At 71.3% G+C, this 18,908-nt stretch carries 19 protein-coding genes; 6 read left to right on the top strand and 13 right to left on the bottom strand.

Translation table 11 applies throughout. The features are described from left to right. Positions 1 to 361: 361 nt before the first annotated feature. The 4 genes from AUC44_RS17025 to argJ form a co-directional block, all read right to left on the bottom strand. The gene (locus AUC44_RS17025; protein WP_231724551.1) at positions 362 to 844 is read right to left on the bottom strand and encodes a hypothetical protein; all 483 of its coding nucleotides are present in this window, start codon (positions 842 to 844) and stop codon (positions 362 to 364) included. A gap of 73 nt (positions 845 to 917) precedes the next feature. Next, positions 918 to 1,670: a tryptophan-rich sensory protein gene (locus AUC44_RS06750; RefSeq protein WP_062157956.1), complete on the bottom strand. Its 753-nt coding sequence runs from the start codon at positions 1,668 to 1,670 to the stop codon at positions 918 to 920. Between the two features lie 67 nt (positions 1,671 to 1,737). After that, complete coding sequence (locus AUC44_RS06745) at positions 1,738 to 2,439, bottom strand: hypothetical protein (protein WP_062157955.1); 702 nt, start codon at positions 2,437 to 2,439, stop codon at positions 1,738 to 1,740. Between the two features lie 149 nt (positions 2,440 to 2,588). Beyond that, a complete protein-coding gene (gene argJ, locus AUC44_RS06740) occupies positions 2,589 to 3,743 on the bottom strand; it encodes a bifunctional glutamate N-acetyltransferase/amino-acid acetyltransferase ArgJ (protein WP_062157954.1) in 1,155 nt (384 codons plus the stop codon). A 71-nt stretch (positions 3,744 to 3,814) separates the two neighbouring features. On the opposite strand from argJ, the gene AUC44_RS06735 reads away from it, so the two are divergent. Both AUC44_RS06735 and AUC44_RS06730 read left to right on the top strand, forming a co-directional pair. Further along, positions 3,815 to 5,410: a GMC family oxidoreductase gene (locus tag AUC44_RS06735; RefSeq protein WP_062157953.1), complete on the top strand. Its 1,596-nt coding sequence runs from the start codon at positions 3,815 to 3,817 to the stop codon at positions 5,408 to 5,410. A gap of 79 nt (positions 5,411 to 5,489) precedes the next feature. After that, positions 5,490 to 6,014 carry a hypothetical protein gene (locus AUC44_RS06730; RefSeq protein ID WP_062157952.1) on the top strand — a complete coding sequence of 175 codons (525 nt, stop codon included), beginning with the start codon at positions 5,490 to 5,492 and terminating at the stop codon, positions 6,012 to 6,014. 58 nt (positions 6,015 to 6,072) lie between these two features. On the opposite strand, the gene AUC44_RS06725 is transcribed toward AUC44_RS06730, so the two are convergent. The 3 genes from AUC44_RS06725 to AUC44_RS06715 all read right to left on the bottom strand — a co-directional run bounded on the left by AUC44_RS06725 (position 6,073) and on the right by AUC44_RS06715 (position 9,082). Continuing rightward, the gene (locus tag AUC44_RS06725) at positions 6,073 to 6,615 is read right to left on the bottom strand and encodes an isoprenylcysteine carboxyl methyltransferase family protein (RefSeq protein WP_157445204.1); all 543 of its coding nucleotides are present in this window, start codon (positions 6,613 to 6,615) and stop codon (positions 6,073 to 6,075) included. Then, complete coding sequence (meaB, locus tag AUC44_RS06720; RefSeq protein ID WP_062157951.1) at positions 6,612 to 7,556, bottom strand: methylmalonyl Co-A mutase-associated GTPase MeaB; 945 nt, start codon at positions 7,554 to 7,556, stop codon at positions 6,612 to 6,614. Before meaB ends, AUC44_RS06725 begins: the two co-directional genes overlap by 4 nt. A gap of 83 nt (positions 7,557 to 7,639) precedes the next feature. Further along, positions 7,640 to 9,082 carry a nitronate monooxygenase gene (locus AUC44_RS06715; protein ID WP_062157950.1) on the bottom strand — a complete coding sequence of 481 codons (1,443 nt, stop codon included), beginning with the start codon at positions 9,080 to 9,082 and terminating at the stop codon, positions 7,640 to 7,642. A 644-nt stretch (positions 9,083 to 9,726) separates the two neighbouring features. Here AUC44_RS06715 and AUC44_RS06710 point away from each other — a divergent pair. Next, complete coding sequence (locus AUC44_RS06710) at positions 9,727 to 12,420, top strand: DUF11 domain-containing protein (RefSeq protein WP_062157949.1); 2,694 nt, start codon at positions 9,727 to 9,729, stop codon at positions 12,418 to 12,420. A 130-nt stretch (positions 12,421 to 12,550) separates the two neighbouring features. Here the strand turns inward: AUC44_RS06710 and AUC44_RS06705 are convergent, their stop codons facing one another. Genes AUC44_RS06705 through trpC form a run of 5 tightly spaced genes read right to left on the bottom strand, consistent with a single transcriptional unit; the run spans position 12,551 to position 16,744 of the window. After that, positions 12,551 to 13,264, bottom strand: a complete 714-nt coding sequence (locus tag AUC44_RS06705; RefSeq protein ID WP_062157948.1) for a histidine phosphatase family protein — start codon at positions 13,262 to 13,264, stop codon at positions 12,551 to 12,553. Then, positions 13,261 to 14,316, bottom strand: coding sequence for a phosphoribosylformylglycinamidine cyclo-ligase (purM, locus tag AUC44_RS06700; protein WP_062157947.1), 1,056 nt, complete (start codon positions 14,314 to 14,316; stop codon positions 13,261 to 13,263). Before purM ends, AUC44_RS06705 begins: the two co-directional genes overlap by 4 nt. 43 nt (positions 14,317 to 14,359) lie before the next feature. Beyond that, positions 14,360 to 15,058 (bottom strand): TVP38/TMEM64 family protein, encoded by a 699-nt coding sequence (locus AUC44_RS06695; protein WP_062157946.1) that lies wholly within the window; start codon positions 15,056 to 15,058, stop codon positions 14,360 to 14,362. 58 nt (positions 15,059 to 15,116) lie between these two features. Continuing rightward, complete coding sequence (locus tag AUC44_RS06690; RefSeq protein WP_062157945.1) at positions 15,117 to 15,944, bottom strand: MBL fold metallo-hydrolase; 828 nt, start codon at positions 15,942 to 15,944, stop codon at positions 15,117 to 15,119. Beyond that, positions 15,941 to 16,744: an indole-3-glycerol phosphate synthase TrpC gene (gene trpC, locus AUC44_RS06685; protein ID WP_062157944.1), complete on the bottom strand. Its 804-nt coding sequence runs from the start codon at positions 16,742 to 16,744 to the stop codon at positions 15,941 to 15,943. The genes AUC44_RS06690 and trpC overlap by 4 nt, the downstream gene beginning before the upstream one ends. Positions 16,745 to 16,804: 60 nt before the next feature. Here trpC and hpt point away from each other — a divergent pair, with 60 nt between their 5' ends. Then, a complete protein-coding gene (gene hpt / locus AUC44_RS06680) occupies positions 16,805 to 17,332 on the top strand; it encodes a hypoxanthine phosphoribosyltransferase (protein ID WP_062157943.1) in 528 nt (175 codons plus the stop codon). Positions 17,333 to 17,449: 117 nt separating this feature from the next. Here hpt and AUC44_RS06675 read toward each other — a convergent pair whose 3' ends face one another. Continuing rightward, positions 17,450 to 17,716 carry a cold-shock protein gene (locus tag AUC44_RS06675; RefSeq protein WP_046842690.1) on the bottom strand — a complete coding sequence of 89 codons (267 nt, stop codon included), beginning with the start codon at positions 17,714 to 17,716 and terminating at the stop codon, positions 17,450 to 17,452. Between the two features lie 254 nt (positions 17,717 to 17,970). On the opposite strand from AUC44_RS06675, the gene AUC44_RS06670 reads away from it, so the two are divergent. Further along, positions 17,971 to 18,438: an MgtC/SapB family protein gene (locus tag AUC44_RS06670; RefSeq protein WP_062157942.1), complete on the top strand. Its 468-nt coding sequence runs from the start codon at positions 17,971 to 17,973 to the stop codon at positions 18,436 to 18,438. A 27-nt stretch (positions 18,439 to 18,465) separates the two neighbouring features. Further along, the gene (locus AUC44_RS06665; protein WP_062157941.1) at positions 18,466 to 18,849 is read left to right on the top strand and encodes a hypothetical protein; all 384 of its coding nucleotides are present in this window, start codon (positions 18,466 to 18,468) and stop codon (positions 18,847 to 18,849) included. Positions 18,850 to 18,908: the final 59 nt, after the last annotated feature.

Below are 18,908 nucleotides of genomic sequence, written 5' to 3'. Positions count from 1 at the left end.
GGCGTGCCCTTGGCCCCTCAATGGAACTGGAAACCGCTGTGAGCGGGCATCAAGAGAGGCGCACCCGGATTACTGGGTGCGCCTCTTCCCTTTTTCCTTTACACGAGGGCCTGGAGGGCTCCTTCGAGTTCCTGCGGGTGGAAGCGCTGCCCGGTGGCGTGTTCCAGTTGCCGCGCGAGGCGGCGCAGGGGCAGGTCGCGTAGGTCGAGGGTGCTGGCGCCGCTCCCGGTGACGCTGGCGCGGCCGGTCAGGTCAATGACGGTGTGGTACGGCTGCGTGAGTCCGCTGGGAAGCGGGCCGGCGGTGAGGATGATCAGGTCGGCGCGGGCGGCGAAGTCGCCGACGCTGGGGTCGCGGCGGCTCAGGGGTAGGCGCGGCGGCCGGCGGGGAGGTCGCGGGCGGCGCGTTCCGCTTCGGGGGTGCTCTCGGCGGCGATGCCGATCTCGGTGAAGCCCAGCCGGGCGAGGGGCAGGGCCAGGGCGAGGTCGTGGGCGTCCACGCCAAGGATCAGGGCGCTCGCGCCGCGTGAGGCGTACCCGCTGGCGTCCAGCGCGTCGGTCAGCGCGTCGCTCAGGGCGAAGGTGCCGTGGAATTCGCCGCTCAGGGCAACGGCGTCCACGCGGCCCACGCGGCGGGCGACAGCGTCGGGCGTGACGGCGTCCAGCACGTGCGTCTCCTGGCTGGGGTGGACGAGCGCCCCGGTGAAGTGCAGCGTGCGGCTGGCGTCCAGCACGGCGCGCAGGTCGTCGGTGGGGACGTTCACGGCGATCAGGCCGAGGTCGCGCAGGGCGCGGGCGGCCGGGGCGGGGTAGCCGATCAGGGCCAGGGGCGAGTCGGGATGCATGTGAGGTTCAGTGTAGCGACCGCAGATGGGCCGCTGCCGGTCATGCCCGCAGCGGCCCATCCGGGGGGTGAGATTACAGCGCGGTGCGGCGGGTGCGCAGGCTGAGCAGGGCGCCCAGCACGACGAGCACGGCGGCGATGGCGACGCCGGTCACGACGGTCGCGGCGTCCGGGCGGGCGACATACACGCCGTAGAAGGCCCACAGGAGGACGAGGGCGAAGGCGTAGTCGTGGAAGCGGGCCAGGAAGAACACGCCGATGGCGGCGGCGATCACGACGAGCACGGCGGACCAGACGGGCGCGCTGAGGCCCAGCGCGCCGGTTGTCACGCCGACGCTGACGAGGTACGCGGTGATGTTGGCGATGGTGGCGACGCTGATCCAGCCCAGGTACAGGGAGGTGGGCAGCGCGAGCGTCCAGCGTTCCGCGCCCTGGGGCGGCAGGCCGCGCACGGTGAGGTACAGCCAGATCAGGCTGGCGAGCAGGGCCAGCATGATGATGACGCTGGGGCCGAAGTTCAGGCTCTGGAAGGCCAGCAGCCAGGAGACGTTCAGCAGGTTGCCCAGCAGGAACGGCCAGAACAGCCGGTCGTAGCGGGGGCCGCGCTGGGCGGGCAGCGCCTGGTACACGGCGAAGGCCAGCAGGCCCAGGAAGATGGGTCCCCACACGGCGAACGTGAGTCCGGCGGGCGTGAAGGCGTTCGGGAGGGCGTCGCTGACCTCCTTGTTCGAGTTGCCGAAGAGCGGGAGGGCGTTGCTGAGGTAGTTCATCACGAGTGTGAGGATCGTGGCGAGCAGCAGCGTGATCTGCCTGGGAAGTCCGGTCATGCGTGCAGCGTAGGAGGCGACCCTTCGTGGAGCTGTCGCCGGGCGCCCAGTCTGACTGGGGGGGTCTTCAGGTGTTCTTGAGGTTCGCGCCGGCCCGGCGGGCCGCGACGGTCAGGCACGCGGCGGCCAGCGGCAGCAGCCCCCGCGACTGCCGCGTGAGCAGCCCGGCGGCCAGCGCCAGCGCGGCGACCTGCCGGGCGCGGCGGACCTCCCCGGCCCGCACGGCGCGGGGGGCGCGGTCGCAGGCGCTCTGCACGGGTTCCGGGGCGGTCAGGTCACGGGCCAGCGGCAGGGCGGCCGCCGACAGCAGTGCACCCGTCCACGATCCGCCGCGCGCCGGGGCCAGCGGGGGCAACAGCGCCCCCATCAGCGGGGTCACGCTCCGCCCGCCTTCGGCCAGGAGGGGGGCCGCACCGGCCACGAGCGCCCCCACGGCGCCGCCTGTCCCGGCCGCCGCGAGCGACTGCGCCAGCAGACCCAGGTGATCGGTGCGGGTCAGGGTCTCCCCCGTCGTCCCGGCGATCCCCCGCAGGCCCGACAGGACGGCCACCGCCGGGAGCAGCGGGGCCAGCCCAACGCCGCGGCTGACCAGTCCGGCCACTGCCGCCACGGGCAGGGCCGCGTTCGCCGTGCCCGTGAAGTCCGGGTCGAGTTCGCGCGCCGTCGCCCAGGCCAGAAAGGCCGTACCTCCTGCTCCTATCGCGTCCGCCCAGCCGCGCCCGCGCAGGCGGGCCAGCGCCACCGTCCCCAGCAGGCCCAGCGCCGCCACGCGGTTCGACGGGTAAGTGAAGTCCAGCGGGCGCGCCAGCGCCGAACGGGAGGCAGCCGGGCGGGGGCAGAGGGAGCACGCATGCCCGCACCCTACCCCCCGTTCCGGATCGTGTCGGCCAGTGACAAGGAAGCCTCAAGCTCCTCAGGTCAGGTCGTGTAGTCGGCGTTGATGCTGACGTACTCGGCGCTGAGGTCGCAGCCCCAGGCCTCGCCGCGCGCGTCGCCCACGCCGAGGTCGATGGTGAAGACGACCTCCTCGGCCTTCATGCTCTCGCTGACCTGCGCGTCGTCGTACGGGAGGGGTTTGCCCTGGAAGACCGGGTGACCCTGCACGGTGACGCGGAGTTTCTCGATGTTCACGCCCGCGCCGCTGCGGCCGACGGCCATGATGACGCGGCCCCAGTTGGGGTCGTTGCCGTGCACGGCGCTTTTCAGCAGGGGGCTGACGCAGCAGGTGCGGGCGGCGGCCAGCGCCTCGGCCTCGCTGCGGGCGCCGCTGACCTGCACGGTCAGGAGTTTGGTGGCGCCCTCGCCGTCGGCGGCGATCTGCCGGGCAAGGTCGCGCATGACGCCTTCGAGCGCGGTCAGGAATTCAGCGAGGTCGGTGGGTCCGGCCTGTCCGTTGCACAGGACGACAGCCATGTCGTTGGTGCTCGTGTCGCCGTCCACGGTCACGGCGTTGAAGGTGCGGTTCACGATGGCGGGGAACGCCTCGCGCAGCGCCATCTGGTCGATCTGGGCGTCGGTGAACGCGAAGGCGAACATGGTCGCCATGTCGGGATGGATCATGCCGCTGCCCTTGGCGGTCCCGACGATGCGCGCGCCGCTGCTCAAGGTCGCTTCCGCGGTCTTGGGGCGGGTGTCGGTGGTCATGATGGCGCTGGCGAAGGCGTCCGCGCCGCTCTCCAGTTCGTCGGGCAGGTGCTCAATGCCGCTGAGGACCCTGTCCATGGGGAGCAGGTGCCCGATGATGCCGGTGCTGGCGGTCAGGACCGCGTCGGGCTGCACGTTCAGGACGCTGCCGAACGCGTCGGCCATGTCGGCGTTGTCGCCCGCGCCGCGGGTGCCGGTGGCAGCGTTGGCGTTCCCGGCGTTCACGAGCAGCGCGCGGATGGGCGCGCCCTGCGCGTACAGGTCGCGGTTGCGGGTGACGCACGCGGCGGCGGTGGTGCTGCGCGTCCCCGCGAACGCCCAGGTGCAGTCCGCGGCGCTCGTGACGCCGCTCAGGTCGGTCTTGCCGCTGGGCTTGATGCCGGCGGCCATGGCGGCGGCGGTGAAGCCGGTGGGAAAGGTGAGGCTCATGTAGGGGAGTGTAGCGGGCGGCCCGCCCGGGCTGGGAGGGCGCGCGGGGTGGGCGTCTATACTCGGGGTACATGACAAGCCGGGACGCAGGGCAGGGGCGCGTGGATTTCATCGTGGTGGGGGCCGGGTCAGGCGGCTGCGTGGCGGCGCGGCGGCTGCTGGACGCGGGCGCGCGGGTGCTGCTGCTGGAGGCGGGCGGGCCGGACTCGCACCCCTTGATCCGCGCGCCGGGGGCGTTCAACAAGCTGTTCCGCACGGCAGTGGACTGGAACCTGACGACGGTGCCGCAGCCGCGCGCGGCGGGGCGGTCGTTCTACTGGCCGCGCGGGAAGGTGCTGGGCGGCAGCAGCGCGATCAACGCGACCATCTGGATTCGCGGATCGAAACGGGATTTCGACAGCTGGGGCGAGGGCTGGACCTGGGAGGACGTCCTGCCGGAGTTACGCGCGCTGGAATCGTACCGGGGCCCGGCGTCGGAAACGCGCGGCACGGACGGCCCGATGCCCGCCGGGGCGCGCGGCGCGTCGCACGAACTGAGTCACGCGTTCGTGAAGGCGGCGGCGGTGGGGCTGGGGCTGCCGGTCGTCGAGTCCTTCAATGACGGCGTGCTGGACGGCGCGGGCCTGCTGGAGAGCAACCACCAGGGGGGCGAGCGCTTCAGCGCGTTCCGGGCGTTCCTGAGGCCGGTGCTGGATCACCCGAACCTGACGGTCCTGACGGGCGCGCACGTGCTGGAACTGCTATGGGAGGGCCAGCGCGCGGCGGGCGTGCGGCTGCGCTGGCGGGGCCGGACGCTGGACGCCCCGGCGGGCGGGGTGATCCTCACGGCGGGCGCGGTGCAGACGCCGCAGCTGCTCATGCTGTCGGGGATCGGGCCGCGCGCGGAACTGGAGCGGCACGGCCTCCCGGTGCGCGTGGCGCTGGAGGGCGTGGGTGGGGGGCTACAGGATCACCTCGCGGTGCCGGTGATCAGCCGCTCGCGGATTACCAGCCTGGACCGGGTGCCGCAGGGTGAGGCGCTGGCGCGGTACCTGTGGAACCGCAGCGGCCCGCTGAGCAGCAACGTCGCGGAGGCCAGTGCGTTCACGCACGCCCGCCCCGGCCTGAGCGCGCAGGACGACCCGGACATCCAGTTCCATTTCGGTCCGGCGTACTTCCGGGATCACGGGTTCCGCACCGAGCCGGGGAACCACTTCACGGTGGGGCCGGTGCTCGTGGACGTGCACAGCCGGGGCCGCCTGACGCTGGCGTCGCGTGACCCGCACGCCGCGCCGGTCATCGACCCGGGGTACCTGACGGACGACCGGGACGTGCAGAGTCTCGTGGCGGGCGTGCGGCAGGCGCGCGAGATCGCCTCCAGCCCTCCCCTGTCCGAACTGCGCGGCGCGGAGGTCCTGCCGGGCGAGGGGCACCGCAGTGACGCGGCGCTGCGCCAGCACGTGGCGCGCGAGTGCGCGACCCTGTACCACCCGGTCGGCACGGCGGCCCTGGGCGACGGTGAGGCCGCCGTGGTGAACCGTGAGCTGGCGGTGCGGGACGTGCGGGGCCTGTGGGTGGGGGACGCGAGCGTGATGCCGCGCATCATTCACGCGAATACGAACGCGACGAGCATGATGATCGGCGCGCGGGCCGCGACGTTCGCGCTGCGCGCCGCCGGGAGGGACTGACCCGAAATTGATGGATTCCGCACAGTCCTCATGCTCGGTTCACGAGCGTTCTCACCTCTCACGCTAGGGTGGCAGGGACATGAAGCCCCGCTCCCTTCTCCTGACGCTCGCCGCCGCCCTGACCCTGGGCGCTGCCAGCGCGGTGCCCGTGAAGCTGGGCAACGTGCCGGTGACCGTCGAACCGAACGCCAAACTCCTGACCCTCAGCGCCGCCGGGATCCGCACTGCGTTCCCCAGCGCCGCCGGCCGCCCCGACGCCGTCTTCATGACCGAGGACCGCAAGGTGAGCGTGGCCTTCGAGTGGCGCGCCAGCAAACTGAACAAGACCGAGGTGGGCACGCTGGTCGAGCAGTTCCCCAGCGTGATCCGCGCGCAGGTCCCCAACGTGAAGACCCTCAAGGCCAACCTGCTGCAGGTCAGCGGCACGCCCTGGGCGCAGTTCATCTTCACCACCCCCAGCCAGGGCGACGAGTTGCGCCGCGAGTTGCTGGTCACCAGTGCCGGGGGCCGCATGCTGGTCGTGACCATCGCGGGGAACCTGAAGGACTACGCCAGGAACGAGGCCATCGTCCGCACCCTGACGAATAGCGTCCGCGTGAACTGACCCTGGACCCTGAACGGGCGGCCCGCACCATCAGGTGAGGCCGCCCGTTCCCGTGGACTCATTTCTGCTGCGAGCGGCGGTACTCGGCCAGGGCGCGTTCCTCGGCGGGAATGCGGATGCCGAGCAGCAGCGCGGCGTTCAGCAGCGTGTAGGCCAGCGCGGTGCGCCACGCGCCGACCGCCAGCGGGGCTGCCGCGATCTCTAGCGCCACCACCACGTAGTTCGGGTGTTTCAGGTAGCGGAAGGGGCCGCCCGTGACCCGCTGCCCGCCGGGCACGATCAGGATGCGGGTGTTCCAGTAGCGGCCCAGCGTGCGGATCACCCAGTAGCGCAGCGGCTGGGCCACGATGAACAGCGCCAGCGCCCACGGGTTCACGCGGCCCCGGCTGGCGCGGCCCTCGAGCAGCGTCAGGAGCATCCAGGTGGGGTGCAGCACGAAAAACAGCGGGTAGTGCGACTGGCCGTACTCCTGCGCGCCGTGCTCGCGCGCCCAGCGTTCGTTCGAGCGGGCGACGCGCAGTTCCAGCAGGCGCTGCACGACCAAGAAGGCGAACAGCCACCCGGCCACGGCGCTGGCCTTCGTGGGGAGGTGGGCCTTCACAGGTTCCCCCGCAGCAGCGTGTCGGCAGCGTCGTCGGCGTCCAGGTCGCCCCGGGCGACGCGGGCGTACAGGTCGCGGCCCAGTTCACGCGCGCGCCTCAGCAGGCGCTCCTGCACCAGGGTGCGGACCTCCAGCGCCGCTCTCGCCTCGCGGCGGCGTTGCAGGCCCTCCGCGCCCAGGTGCGCGCGGTGCGCCTCGACGGCCGCCACGATGGCCCCTATGCCCTCGCCCTTCGCGGCGACCGTACGGCGAATCGGAGCGAACCAGGTGTGCTGGTCGTGCGCGCCGAGGCCCTGCGCGGCCATCAGTTCGCGGATGGTGCGGTCCGCGCCGGGCAGGTCGGCCTTGTTCACGGCGATCACGTCCGCGATCTCCATGATCCCGGCCTTGAAGGCCTGCACGCCGTCCCCCCCGGCGGGCGTGAGGACGAGCAGGGTGTGGTCGCAGGCGGCCGCGACGTCCACCTCGGACTGCCCGACACCCACCGTTTCGAGGATCACCCAGTCGAAACCCGCGCCCTCCATCAGGGCCAGGACGCCCAGGGTGCGTTCGGACAGGCCGCCCAGCGCGCCCCGGCTGGCCAGCGAGCGCACGAACACGCCCTCGTCGGCGTGGTGACGCAGCATGCGGATGCGGTCCCCGAGGATCGCGCCGCCACTGTAGGGACTGCTGGGGTCCACGGCGAGCACCGCGACGCGCTGCCCCCGTTGGCGCAGGAACGCGATCAGGGCGTCGGTCAGGGTGCTCTTGCCGCTGCCGGGGCTGCCGGTCACGCCCAGCACGACCGCGCGCGCGCCGCGTTCGCGGGCAGCGCGCAGCAGGGGACGCGCGGCGGGCAGTCCGGCCTCGGCCAGGGTGACGGCGCGGGCCAGGGCGCGCAGGTCCCCGGCGCGGTAGCGGTCGAGCAGCGGACCCGGTGGGGGCGCGGAGGGAGCGCTCACGGGCTCCCCCAGTCAGGCGTGGGCAGGTGCGGATGCATGTGCCCTCACCCTAGCGCACCCACCCCGGGCGCGCCGGGCGGCATTCACACGTTCAGGACGCGCAGCACGTCCGCCGCGCCGTAGCCGGGCGTCCAGTCGCGCAGGGCGCCCAGTCCGTCCCCGCTCGTCAGCAGGCCGGGTTCGGTGAGCCCGCCGCGCTGCACCTGGGCGTACCCGGCGTCGGCCATCAGGGCGTTGCACAGGCACTTGCGACCCGGCGTGTCGGCCGCCGCTCCACCTTTGGATTCGTAGGCCGCGACCGGTTCGGCGGGGCAGCGCCAGCCCACCCGGCCAGCGCCAGTGCGGTAGGCCTCGCGCAGGTACCCCAGGTCGCATACGCGCTCGCGGGCGGCGTACACGTCGGGCTGTGAGAGGGTACCGGGCAGCGTGACCACCTTGAACGGAAAGCCCGTGGGCGACGCGAGGGGATCGGTGAACACGTCCAGCGCCCCGGACTGCGCGCGGGTCAGGACGTCGGCTTTCAGGTCGTCGCGCAAGCCCGATTCCTGCGCGAAGGCGAACAGGGTGCCCACCTGAATCCCGGCCGCGCCCGCCGCCAGGGCGTCCCGCAGGGCCCCTGGGGTGCCGCAGCCGCCCGCCAGCCAGAACGGCAGACCCAGGGCGCGCATCGCCGGCAGGTCCACCTCGTCCCGCTCGCCGTACACGGGCTGCCCCCGGTCATCCAGGGTCAGCGGGCCGCGCGGGGGCGCGTTGTGCCCGCCCGCCGCAGGCCCCTCCACGATGAAGCCCTGCACCGGCCCGCTGGCCTTGCGTGCCAGCACACCGGCCAGCACGTGCGAGGACACGATCGGGTAGAAGTCCGGGCGGACCAGCGGGGCGGGTGGCAGGCCGAAGTCGGCCGGGTCGAAGGTCAGGGTCAGCCCTTCGCCGCCCCTCACGTCCACGCGCAGGCTGGCGGGCCGCCCGGCCGCGAACGCGTCGAGGACGCCGGGAATGTCGCGGGGAATCCCGGCGCCCATGATCACGGTGCCCACCCCGGCCAGCATCGCGCCGTACAGCGCCGGGAGCGTGTGCAGCTGCAACTTCGTCAGGAGGTTCAGCCCCACCGGGCGGTCGTGCCCCTCGCGGGCCAGCGTGACCTCGACGAACGCACCCAGCAGCGTCATCTCCCAGGCGTCACGGTACCGTTCGGCGGTCGGGAGGGGCAGGCGGGCGTACGCCTCGCCGGGCGCGCGGCCCTCGGGGCGGAAATACCGCTCCAGGCAGGCCTGTGCCAGCGCCGGGTTCGGGAAACGTGCCAGTGCGCGGCGCACCTCTCCCCCACCGTCCCCGTCCTGAAGGCGGCGCAGCAGCACCGTGTCGATCCCAGTGCCGGACACCACGCCCAGCCCACCCGTCATGGAGACGGTGCGGGCCAGTCGCCAGTCGGACACGGCGATGCCCATGCCCCCCTGGATGACGCGCGGCCGCTCCGGGACGGGAGGGCTGGGTTCAGTCGGGTGGGCGGTGGTCGGCTGGTCGGTCATGCGCGGTCTCCCTGCCGCAGCGGTCCCGTGGGCCAGCCCGTCCGGCCCCTCCCGCGCTGCAGCATTCCTGCTTTCAGCCTGCGCCCATCCGGCGGGCCTCCGGGCGACCCTGGAACGCCGTGCAGGTTTACACCGCGTCCCGTTCCTGTACCTGCTCCGTATGGAAGGCGCTGCATGGACGGCCAGCGCGCACGGGCGGAATGCGCGGCGTCAACCGTGGCGAACGCTGGTTCGGACCTCTTCTCATGTGTTTTCTGGCAGTCGGTCTTTTTCTCATCCCTCAGAGGGATGAATGCCGTGGTGGTGGGCTGCCGGGCATCGGGGGCATCCGTGTTTCCTGCACAATCACGTGATTTTCGACGTCTCTTCGCACCTGATTCAAAGATGAGCCCAGAGACGACGCAGAGTTTATTTTTTTCACATTTATTTGGCTTTCTTCAGTTGTGCAACACGCAGGACTCATTCCGCGATCAGAACTAAAGCCCGACTGAATGTCATTTGAAGCTCCAATGTGGATGGGCCTCACAGAAAGGTTGGAGGCGGATGAATAAATGAAACAGTCAACCGCTCCACGCCGTTCCTATGTGCAACACCCTGCCGCCCGACCGGCGTCAGGTGGGTTGATTCCTGTCTCGGAGGCACTCATGAAGAACCAGATGAAACTCGGTATCGCGGCCCTCACCAGCGTCCTCCTGCTCGCGTCCTGCGGCGGCGGCAGCACCACCACGCCCACCACGCCCGTCGTGACCACCGGCAGCGTCAACCTGCCCGCCAACCCTAACGGCTACACCCTGACCATCCGTGACAGCAGCGGCAACGTCGTGCCCGCCAGCAGCTACGCCCAGCTGGCGCCCGGCAGCTACACCGCCACCTACAGCAAGGACGGCTTCCAGCCCAGCACCCAGTCCTTCACCATCACCGCCGGCGGCAGCACCAACCTCGCCTACCCCACCCTGGCCGCCAACACCGTGTCCGGCGCGTACTACATGGACGCCAGCGGCAAGATGGTCGCCATCACCAAGGACGACCTGAACAACGCCGGCACCAAGTTCGTGTTCTACGCCTGGCTGGAGAATGAGGCCGGCGGCGTCGACCCCGCCAACCTGGGCGCCGCCGCCCCCACTGCCGGCGAGCAGGACGAAGTCGCGCCCCTGAACAGCCAGAACGTCGCGGGCGGCTTTGTGGGCTACAAGGCCGCAGACGGCAAGGTGTACCCCATCATCGGCGCGAACGTCCGCTGGGACATCCTCGAACAGACCGGCAACGTCCGCTTCTCCGCCGCCGACGACGGCGGCCAGCCCTCCGGCGCCCCCATCACCGGTCAGGACATCAACGACAACGCCCTGAGCGCCAACACCTACACCAACAGCGCCACCGGCACCAACGCCCGCTTCCCCAGCAGCACCCAGTACCCGCTGTACAACGTCACGGGCGTGAACACCCCGGACACCAACGGCTTCACCTGGACGGCCCTGAACCACGATCCTGCCGTCACCACCCAGGCCACCGCCCGCGTCCGCGCCGTCGCCTACGTCAACGGCACGGAAATCACCAAGCAGTTCCTGAACAAGACCTTCGCGCCCAGCGCCCGCCTGACCATCACCAAGACCCCCGACGACAACCGCGCCGGGATCAACCAGGCGCGTGACTTCACCATCACGGTGTCCAACACCGGCGCCGGCCCCGCCACGAACATCCGCCTGAACGACGTGCTGCGCTCCGGGAACGCCGCCGCCTACAGCATCACCGCGCCCACCGGCACCACCGCGAACGCCACCGACGGCTTCGACACGACCTTCGACCTCGCCCCCGGCGCCAGCCGCACCTTCACGTTCCCCGCGCAGGCCAGCGCCGTCGGCGTGTACTGCGACGTGGCGACCATCGTGTCCTACACCAACGGCGCGTTCGGCAACGTCACCCCCACCCTCAGCGACGAGGCCTGCCTGACCGTCACCGCCCCCACGCTGAACATCGTCAAGACGCTCGGCACGGTCGACGCCGCCGGCGCGTTCACCCCCATCGCCAGCGGCGTGACCGTCGCGCCGAACGCCCCGGTGTACGCCCGCATCACCGTCAGCAACAACGGCAACGCCGACGCCACCAACGTGGTCGTGACCGACGCGCTGGCGCAGAACACCGTGGCCGCCAACTACGCCCTGAGCGGCAACGTGACCGCCGCGCCGCAGACCGTGGCCGTCACGAAGAACGGCGACGACGGCTTCACCACCGCCGCCTTCAACCTCGCGGCCGGCGCCTCGCAGACCTTCACGTTCGCCGCAACCGGCAGCGTGGACGGCACCTACTGCGACCAGGGTACCTTCACCGCCACCAGCAACAACGGCGCGGCCCTCACCAGCACCTCCGACATTCCCTGCTTCAAGGTGGCCTCCCCGCTGCTGGCGATCACCAAGCAGAACAGCCAGATCGCCGGTCAGGCCCCCATCAACCAGCTCACCCCCGGCAGCAGCTACCAGAGCGTCATCACGGTCACGAACACCGGCACCGCCGCCGCCACCGACGTCGCCGTGAAGGACCTGCTGGGCAACCTGAACAACGTGTACATGAACTACGGCAGCGGCAGCTACGTGCTGTCCGGTACCGCCCAGACCGGCAGCGTCACCTTCGACGCCGCCACCCGCACCGTCAGCACCGTGCCCGCCGCGCTGACCCTGAACCCCGGTCAGAGCCTGACCCTCACGCTGACCAGCACCGTGCCCGCCGGCACCCCCCGCGGCGATTACTGCGACACCGGCAGCTACACCAGCACCAACGGCGGCGCCGGTCAGGCCCGCGCCTGCGTGACCGTCACCTCGTTCATCTCCGAGCAGACGCAGCTGACCGACACGGTCGACCCGATCCGCGCGGGCGACACCACCGGCACGATCGTGGCCAGCGCGGCCAGCGTCGAACCCGCCTCGAACGAAGGCGCCATCAACAACGTGCTGATCTACAACTTCGGCGCGCTCGACCCGATCCAGCAGACGCCCGGCATCTTCAACTTCACGAACACCCAGGTCTACTACGATCCCGCCCCCACCCGTGACGCGCAGACCGGCGCGATCACCAGCGACTACACCAACGGCACCAGCACCCTGCTGACCGCCGGGAACCAGTACACCGCGAGCGCCGCGAGCGGCCTGGGCCAGCAGACGCTGACCTTCGCCCCCACCTTCCGCGTCGCCCCCGGCGCCGTCATCTGGGTGCGCACGCAGGTCACGGCGCCCGCCGGCACCGCCGCCCGTCAGTACCAGCAGACCATGCGCTGGAACAACACGGCCGAAAGCAGCGGTCAGGCCCAGACGAACTTCAAGGCCGAATCCACCACCGTCATCCCCTGAGTCCAGCTCACACGAGGCGTCCCCCCTGAAGGCCAGGGGGGACGCTTCTGTGGCCGCTGTCAGGCGGACCGGGTGACTCAGCAGTCGGCAGTCGGCAGGGAGCCGCGCGGCGCCTGATCGCTCAGGGCACCTAGGGGGCCTGCCCCAGCACGTCGTCGGCCTCGGTGGCCTCGAGGAGGTTCTCGAGGTGGGCGTCGTCGTTGAAGCCGAGCAGCATGCCGCTGCCCTCGCCCAGCAGGACGCGGGTGATGCTGGTGTTCGCGACGCTCAGACGCGCCCAGGCGTTGGCGGGCACGCCACCCAGCGCGAGGCCCACGGCGACGCGCACCACACCGCCGTGCGTGAACACCAGCACGCGCTGGCCCGGGTGGCGTTCGCGCAGGGCGCCGAAGGCCGCGCCGCTGCGGGCGTACAGGTCCTCCATGCTCTCGCCGCCGGGTCGGCGGGTGCTCCAGGGTTCGCTGCCCAGCGCGTCCAGGTAGTCGGGGTAGCGTTCGCGGATCTGGCTGATGACCAGTCCCGAGAGTTCACCGACGTCGATCTCACGCAGGCCCGGGTCGCGCTGCGCGGGCGGCGCCCCGGTGAGGCGTTCGGCGACGATCTCGGCGGTGCGGGCGGCGCGCGCGAGGTCGCTGGTGTACACCGCGTCGAAGTGCTGTCCGGTCAGGCGTTCGGCGAGGCTGGCGGCCTGGAGAATGCCGATGTGGCTGAGCGGCACGTCGGCCTGCCCCTGGTAGCGGCCGTCGGCGTTCCAGGTGCTCTCGCCGTGCCGCACCACCCAGAATTCGGTGGCGGTGGCGCGGTCGGGCGCGGCGAATCCGGTGGGGGCGAGTCGCTTCGTCAAACGGCTCCCGTGAACGTGACGCCCTGGCCTTCCACCATCTGCCCGATCACCCAGGGCTTCTCCCCGGCCGTCTTCAGGGTGTCCAGCGCGGCCCCTGCCTGCGCGGCGGGCAGGATGAACAGGAAGCCCACGCCCATGTTCAGTGCGCGGAACGCCTCGTGGCGGGCGACCTGGGCGCGCTGCACGATCAGTTCGAAGACGGGCGGGACGGTCCAGCTGGCGGTGTCGATCTGCATCCCGATGCCCTGGGGGAACACGCGGGGCGGGTTGTCGATCAGGCCGCCGCCGGTGATGTGGGCCATGCCGCGCACGTCGATCCCGGCGCGTTCCAGGGCGTCGAAGGCGTGCAGGTACGCACGGTGCGGCACCGGCAGGACCTGCGCGAGGGTCTGACCATTCAGGTCGTCGCGGGCTTCATTCCAGTCGAGGTCGTCCAGGGCCATACGGGCCAGCGAGAAGCCGTTGGTGTGCAGGCCGCTGCTGGGCAGCGCGATGACGGTGTCCCCGGCCTGGATTCGGCTGCCGTTGATGAGTTTAGGTCGGTCGACGACGCCCACGATGGTCCCCACGATGTCCAGTTCGCCGTCCACGTACACGCCGGGCATCTCGGCGGTCTCGCCGCCCAGCAGGGCGACGCCCAGCGCCTCGCACGCCTGCGCGGCCCCGGTGACGACCTCGGCCACGCGTTCGGGCAGCAGTTTGCCCATGGCGACGTAATCCAGGAAGAACAGCGGGCGGGCGCCCTGCACCAGGATGTCGTTCACGCAGTGGTTGACGATGTCGCCGCCCAGCCCGGTGAAGGTGCCGCTGCGCACCGCGACCTTCGTCTTGGTGCCCACGCCGTCGGTGCTGGCGACGAGCACCGGGTCGTCCATATGCCCGAAGGCGGCGCGGAACAGCCCGCCGAAGCCGCCCAGGCCGCCCAGGACGTTGGGGGTGTGGGTGCGCGCCACGGCGCCTTTCATGAGTTCCACCGCGCGGTGTCCCGCGTCGATGCTGACGCCCGCCCGTTCGTATGCCGACGCCTGGGCGCCCTGGTCTTGCTTGGTCATGAGCCTCCTGCATCCACCGTGCGGTGGACTTCGGGCGTTCAGTTTACCCGAGTCCGCGCGCCGCGCGCCTGCGCCGGATCAGGGCGCGTCCAGCCGCGACGCCCGCCACGACTGCGGAGAGGATCACCATGCCCCACAGCAGCCGCTCGCCGCTCTCGGAGAGCCACACCACGAGCGCCGTGACCGGCAGCGCCCCGGCGGCAGTGGCGAGCATGAACGGCCGGAACTCCATGCGCGCCGCGCCCGCCACGAGGTTCATCACGTCGGCGGACAGGATCGGCATGAGGCGGATCATCAGGACGCCCTGCGTGCCGTGCCGCTCGGTGAACTCGTGGACCTTCAGGCGGGTGCGTTCGCCGACCAGCGTGCGGATCAGCGCGTTGCCAAGCGCGCGGCCCAGCCAGTACCCGGCGGCGGCGCCCAGCAGGGTGCCCAGGTACACGATGAGGAATCCCTCGTAGGGACCGTAGGCGCGGGCGGTCACAGCGGTCAGCACGAGCGCGGGCAGCACCGGCAGGACCGCCTGCAGGACGAACCCGGCGATCAGCGCCAGCGGGCCCGCCCAGCCCAGCCCGTCCACGAACGCGCGGGTGACAGCCGGGTCGCGGCTGGTCAGCGCGGCGAACGCCGTGGTCAGGAACGCCCGCACGTCCGGCAGCAGGCCCACCCCGATCAGCAGGGCCAGGGCGGCGCCCAGGATCAGCCAGCGCAGGGAACGGGGGGGTTGGCGGGCGGCGGTCATCGGGCCACAGTGTAGGGGCGGCGGGGGTGAGTTTCGCCCTGCCAAAGTTGGAGTGCGTTCACACTCGCGCGGGGCCCGCGAGGGGCAGCCGCAATCCATCGTGCGCGAACGACCAGCCCGGCGGCAGGAGGTGGGTGCGGCGCACGTCCACCCCGTGCGACAGGTGCGTGAGAATCACCTGCCGCGCCGAGCGCGCCCACGGGAGCGCCAGCGCCTCGCGGACGTCGTACACGCTGCGCCCGCTGTGCGGGACGTCACCCTCGTCCTCGAAGGAGGTGCCCAGCGCCAGGAGGTCCAGCCCCGTCAGCCACGCCTGCGCGGTCTCTGTGGGGACGTCGATGGCGTCGGTGATCACGGCGGCCCGCCAGTCCGGGGCGTCCAGGCGGACCGCGTGGCTGTGGCCGTTCGCGCCGTGCGGCACGCGCAAGAGGCGCAGGGTCACGTCCCCCACCGGTACACCCGCGTCGGGCATGGGCTGCACCGGGGCCTGGGCGCGGAAGGCATACGAGAAGCGGTCGGCCAGGGCGGGTACCACCTCGGATGGAGCGTAGATCCGCAACCTGCCGCCCGCGTAGCGCACGTAGTCGAGCAGGTCGCCCAGGCCCAGGATGTGGTCGTTGTGCGCGTGCGTGATGAGCACCACGTCCGGCACGAGTGGGCCCGGCAGGCGCGCCAGCGCGGCGTGCGTGTCCGGCCCGGCGTCGAGCAGCGCGGTGCCCTCACCGCCGCCGGGCCGGGGTACGCGCAGCAGCGTGGCGGTGCGGCCCCGGCGGTTCACGCCGCCCGCGCGGGCCTCCTGGCACACGGAGCAGGCGCACCAGAAGCGCGGCACGCCCTTGCTGTCGCCGGTGCCCAGGAACGTCAGGGCAGGCAGGGGCAGGGTCACACCTGCATCAGGTCACGGGCCGCGCGGGTCAGGTCCCCGCTGCCCGCCAGGCTGCTACCCACCAGCACGGCGTCCGCCAGATCCCGCACGCTGGCAAGGTCCTGCGGGGTGCGGTAGCCGCTCTCGGCGACGAGCACGCCCGTGAACCCCGCGTCGCGGGCGCGGCGGATCAGGCGCGGGCTGACCTCCAGGTCGATGTGCAGGGTGGTCAGGTCGCGGTTGTTCACCCCGATGATCGGCGCGCCCGCCGCGAGGGCGATGTCCAGTTCACGCTCGTCGTGCACCTCCACCAGGGCGTCCAGGCCCAGGTGGTGCGCCATGTGCAGGTACTCGGCGGTGGCCTCGTGGAGCACGCTGACCATCAGCAGCGCCGCCGACGCGCCCCACTCGGCCGCCTCGCGCAGCATGGCGGGATGCACCACGAAATCCTTGCGCAGCGCGGGCACCGCGACGCCGCCCACCACGTCCCGCAGGGCCTGCGCGGTCCCGTCGAAGTGGCGCGGTTCGGTCAGGACGCTGATCGCGCGCGCGCCGCCCGCCTCGTAGGCCCGCGCGGCCTCCAGCGGCTCCAGCGGCGCGATGGCGCCCTGGCTGGGGCTGGCGCGCTTGACCTCCGCGATCAGGGACAGGCCCGGCTGGCTCAGGGCCGTCTCGAAGCGGTGGGGGCGCGCGCGGGCCGGGCCCAGGGCCGGGTCGGCGCCCGCGTAGTCGGCGGCGCGTTCGTGCACGATGCGGCCCAGCACGCCGGGCACACGGTCAAGGTGGAGCGTCACGGGAGCGGTGTCGTCACGGGCTGACATCCGCGTGAGCATAGCGCGGGGTTGGTGAAGTGGGGCGCGGGCGTGTTAGCCTGCGGGTCTATGAGTCTCGCCCCCGGCAACGGCCCCGTTCAGATCACCGAGCAGCAGGTTCAGGCCCGCATTCAGGAAATCGCCGCGAAAATCCGCGAGGACTACCGGGGGATGGAACCGCACCTGATCTGCGTTCTGAACGGCGCGTTCATGTTCCACACCGACCTCGTGCGCGCCCTGGACATGCCCTGCACCATCGACTTCCTGCAGGCCAGTTCCTACGGGAACGCCAAGCAGAGCAGCGGCGAGGTGCGCATCGTCAAAGACCTGCAGTTCCCCATCAGCGACCGGCACGTGATCCTCGTGGAGGACATCGTGGACACCGGCATCACCATGAACTACCTGCTGCACTACCTCGAAGGCCGCGGGCCGAAGACCCTGAAGATCGCGGCGCTGCTCAGCAAGCCCAGCCGCCGCAAGGTCGAGATTCCCGTGGAGTACCTGGGTTTCACGATTCCCGACGCGTTCGTGTACGGCTACGGCCTGGACCGCGCGCAGTTCGACCGCAACCTGCCGTTCATCACCAGCCAGGAGTAAGGCGGGCCGCTGCGGGGACGGAGCCTGCGGGTGCCCGTCCCTTCTGCCGGGTGCGTGAATGGGGGCATGAAAAGAGGCACCCCGCTTCCGGAGTGCCTGCCTACTGGAGGGGAGTGCTTACCAGCGGTCGTTGCGACGGGCGCCGGCGCCGCCGCCGTAATCGCTGACCGGAGCGGCCTTCGTCACGACGATGTTCTTGGCCTGGGGGCCCTTGCCGCGCTGGCCTTCTTCAATTTCGAATTCGACTTCGTCGCCTTCGTTCAGCTTCTTGAAGCCGCTGGCCTGGATCGCGCTGAAGTGCGCGAACACGTCGGGGCTACCTTCGGTCTGAATGAAGCCGTAGCCTTTTTCCGCGTTGAACCATTTCACTTTACCTACTGCCATAATGCACTCCTTAGTTTCCAGATGTAGGCGTGGGCGCACGGTGAAGACCCTGTGCGCCCACCCTCGTCAAGTCGTTGTGCGAACTCGGGAAACTATGCGGGCAGTGTAGAGGTCACTTCTGGCGCCAAACGTGCCTCGCGCCACATTGTAGGCCAGCTGGCGGAGGCCCCACCAGACAGGTGCGCCGCCCCCGCAGAAGCCACGTGAAGAAACGCCGTTTGTACGCGCCTGGCGCTCCTCCGTAGGGTCAGGGCATGGACTGGATCGACCCCCTGGCGCAGCTGCGCCTGCTGATCGGGCTGGGCGTGGCCGCCCTGCTGACCGGACTGATCGGCTGGGAGCGGGAAGCGCACCGCGCCGGGGCAGGCCTGCGCACCCACATGCTCGTCGGCATCAGCGCGGCGCTGTTCGTGGTCCTCGCCGAGCAGCTCATCCGGCAGTTCGGCAGTGAAAATCCGGCCGTGCGTTTCGATCTGGTGGGCGTGCTGGCCGCCGTGGTCAGCGGCGTGAGTTTCCTGGGGGCAGGCACCATCTTCTCTACCCGCAGGGGCGGCGAGACGCGCGGCCTGACCACCGCCGCGAGCCTGCTGGCCAGTTCGGGCGTGGGCGTGGCCTGCGGCCTGCACCTCTATATCTTCGCGCTGGGCGCGACCCTGCTGTTCCTGTTCGTCCTGCGGCCCCTGCATTCCCTGGAACGCGGCCGGCGCGACGGGGAAACCTGAACGCTCCGGGGCCCGTACCTGGCTGGGATGAGCCGTCTCCCCCACCCGGATTCAGGCTGGGCCGACTGCCCCCGCTGCCGTCACCGTCTGCTGCGCTGGCGGGTCTACCGCGCGTCGCGGGAAAGGCCCTGGATCGACTGGGACGAGGACCGCTGGCTGGTGCCGGTCCCACTGGTGGGTGTGGGGCTGACACTCCTGCTCGTGACGCAGGCGCCACTGCTGCTGGCCGTGCTGGGCGGGAGCCGTGGGCGGGTGCTGGTTCTGACCGTCGGTGGACTGGGGTTCCTGTGGTCGGCGGGCGTCGCAGCCGCGCGGCACCGGTGGCGGTTGAAGCGGCGGCGGGTGCTGTCGGACCGGCTGTCCCCTGACGACTGGGTGTGTCCGTCGTGCCTGCACAGCGTGTCGGCGTGACCTGCGCGCCGCCTGCCTGAACAGGTGTGGGGAACAGATGACCGGGGGGGCTGGTCAGA

The sequence above is a fragment of the Deinococcus actinosclerus genome (assembly GCF_001507665.1).
GTDB classification, from domain to species: domain Bacteria; phylum Deinococcota; class Deinococci; order Deinococcales; family Deinococcaceae; genus Deinococcus; species Deinococcus actinosclerus.
Note: the sequence above shows the minus strand (reverse complement) of the source record. Positions and strands in the feature narration are given on the sequence as shown.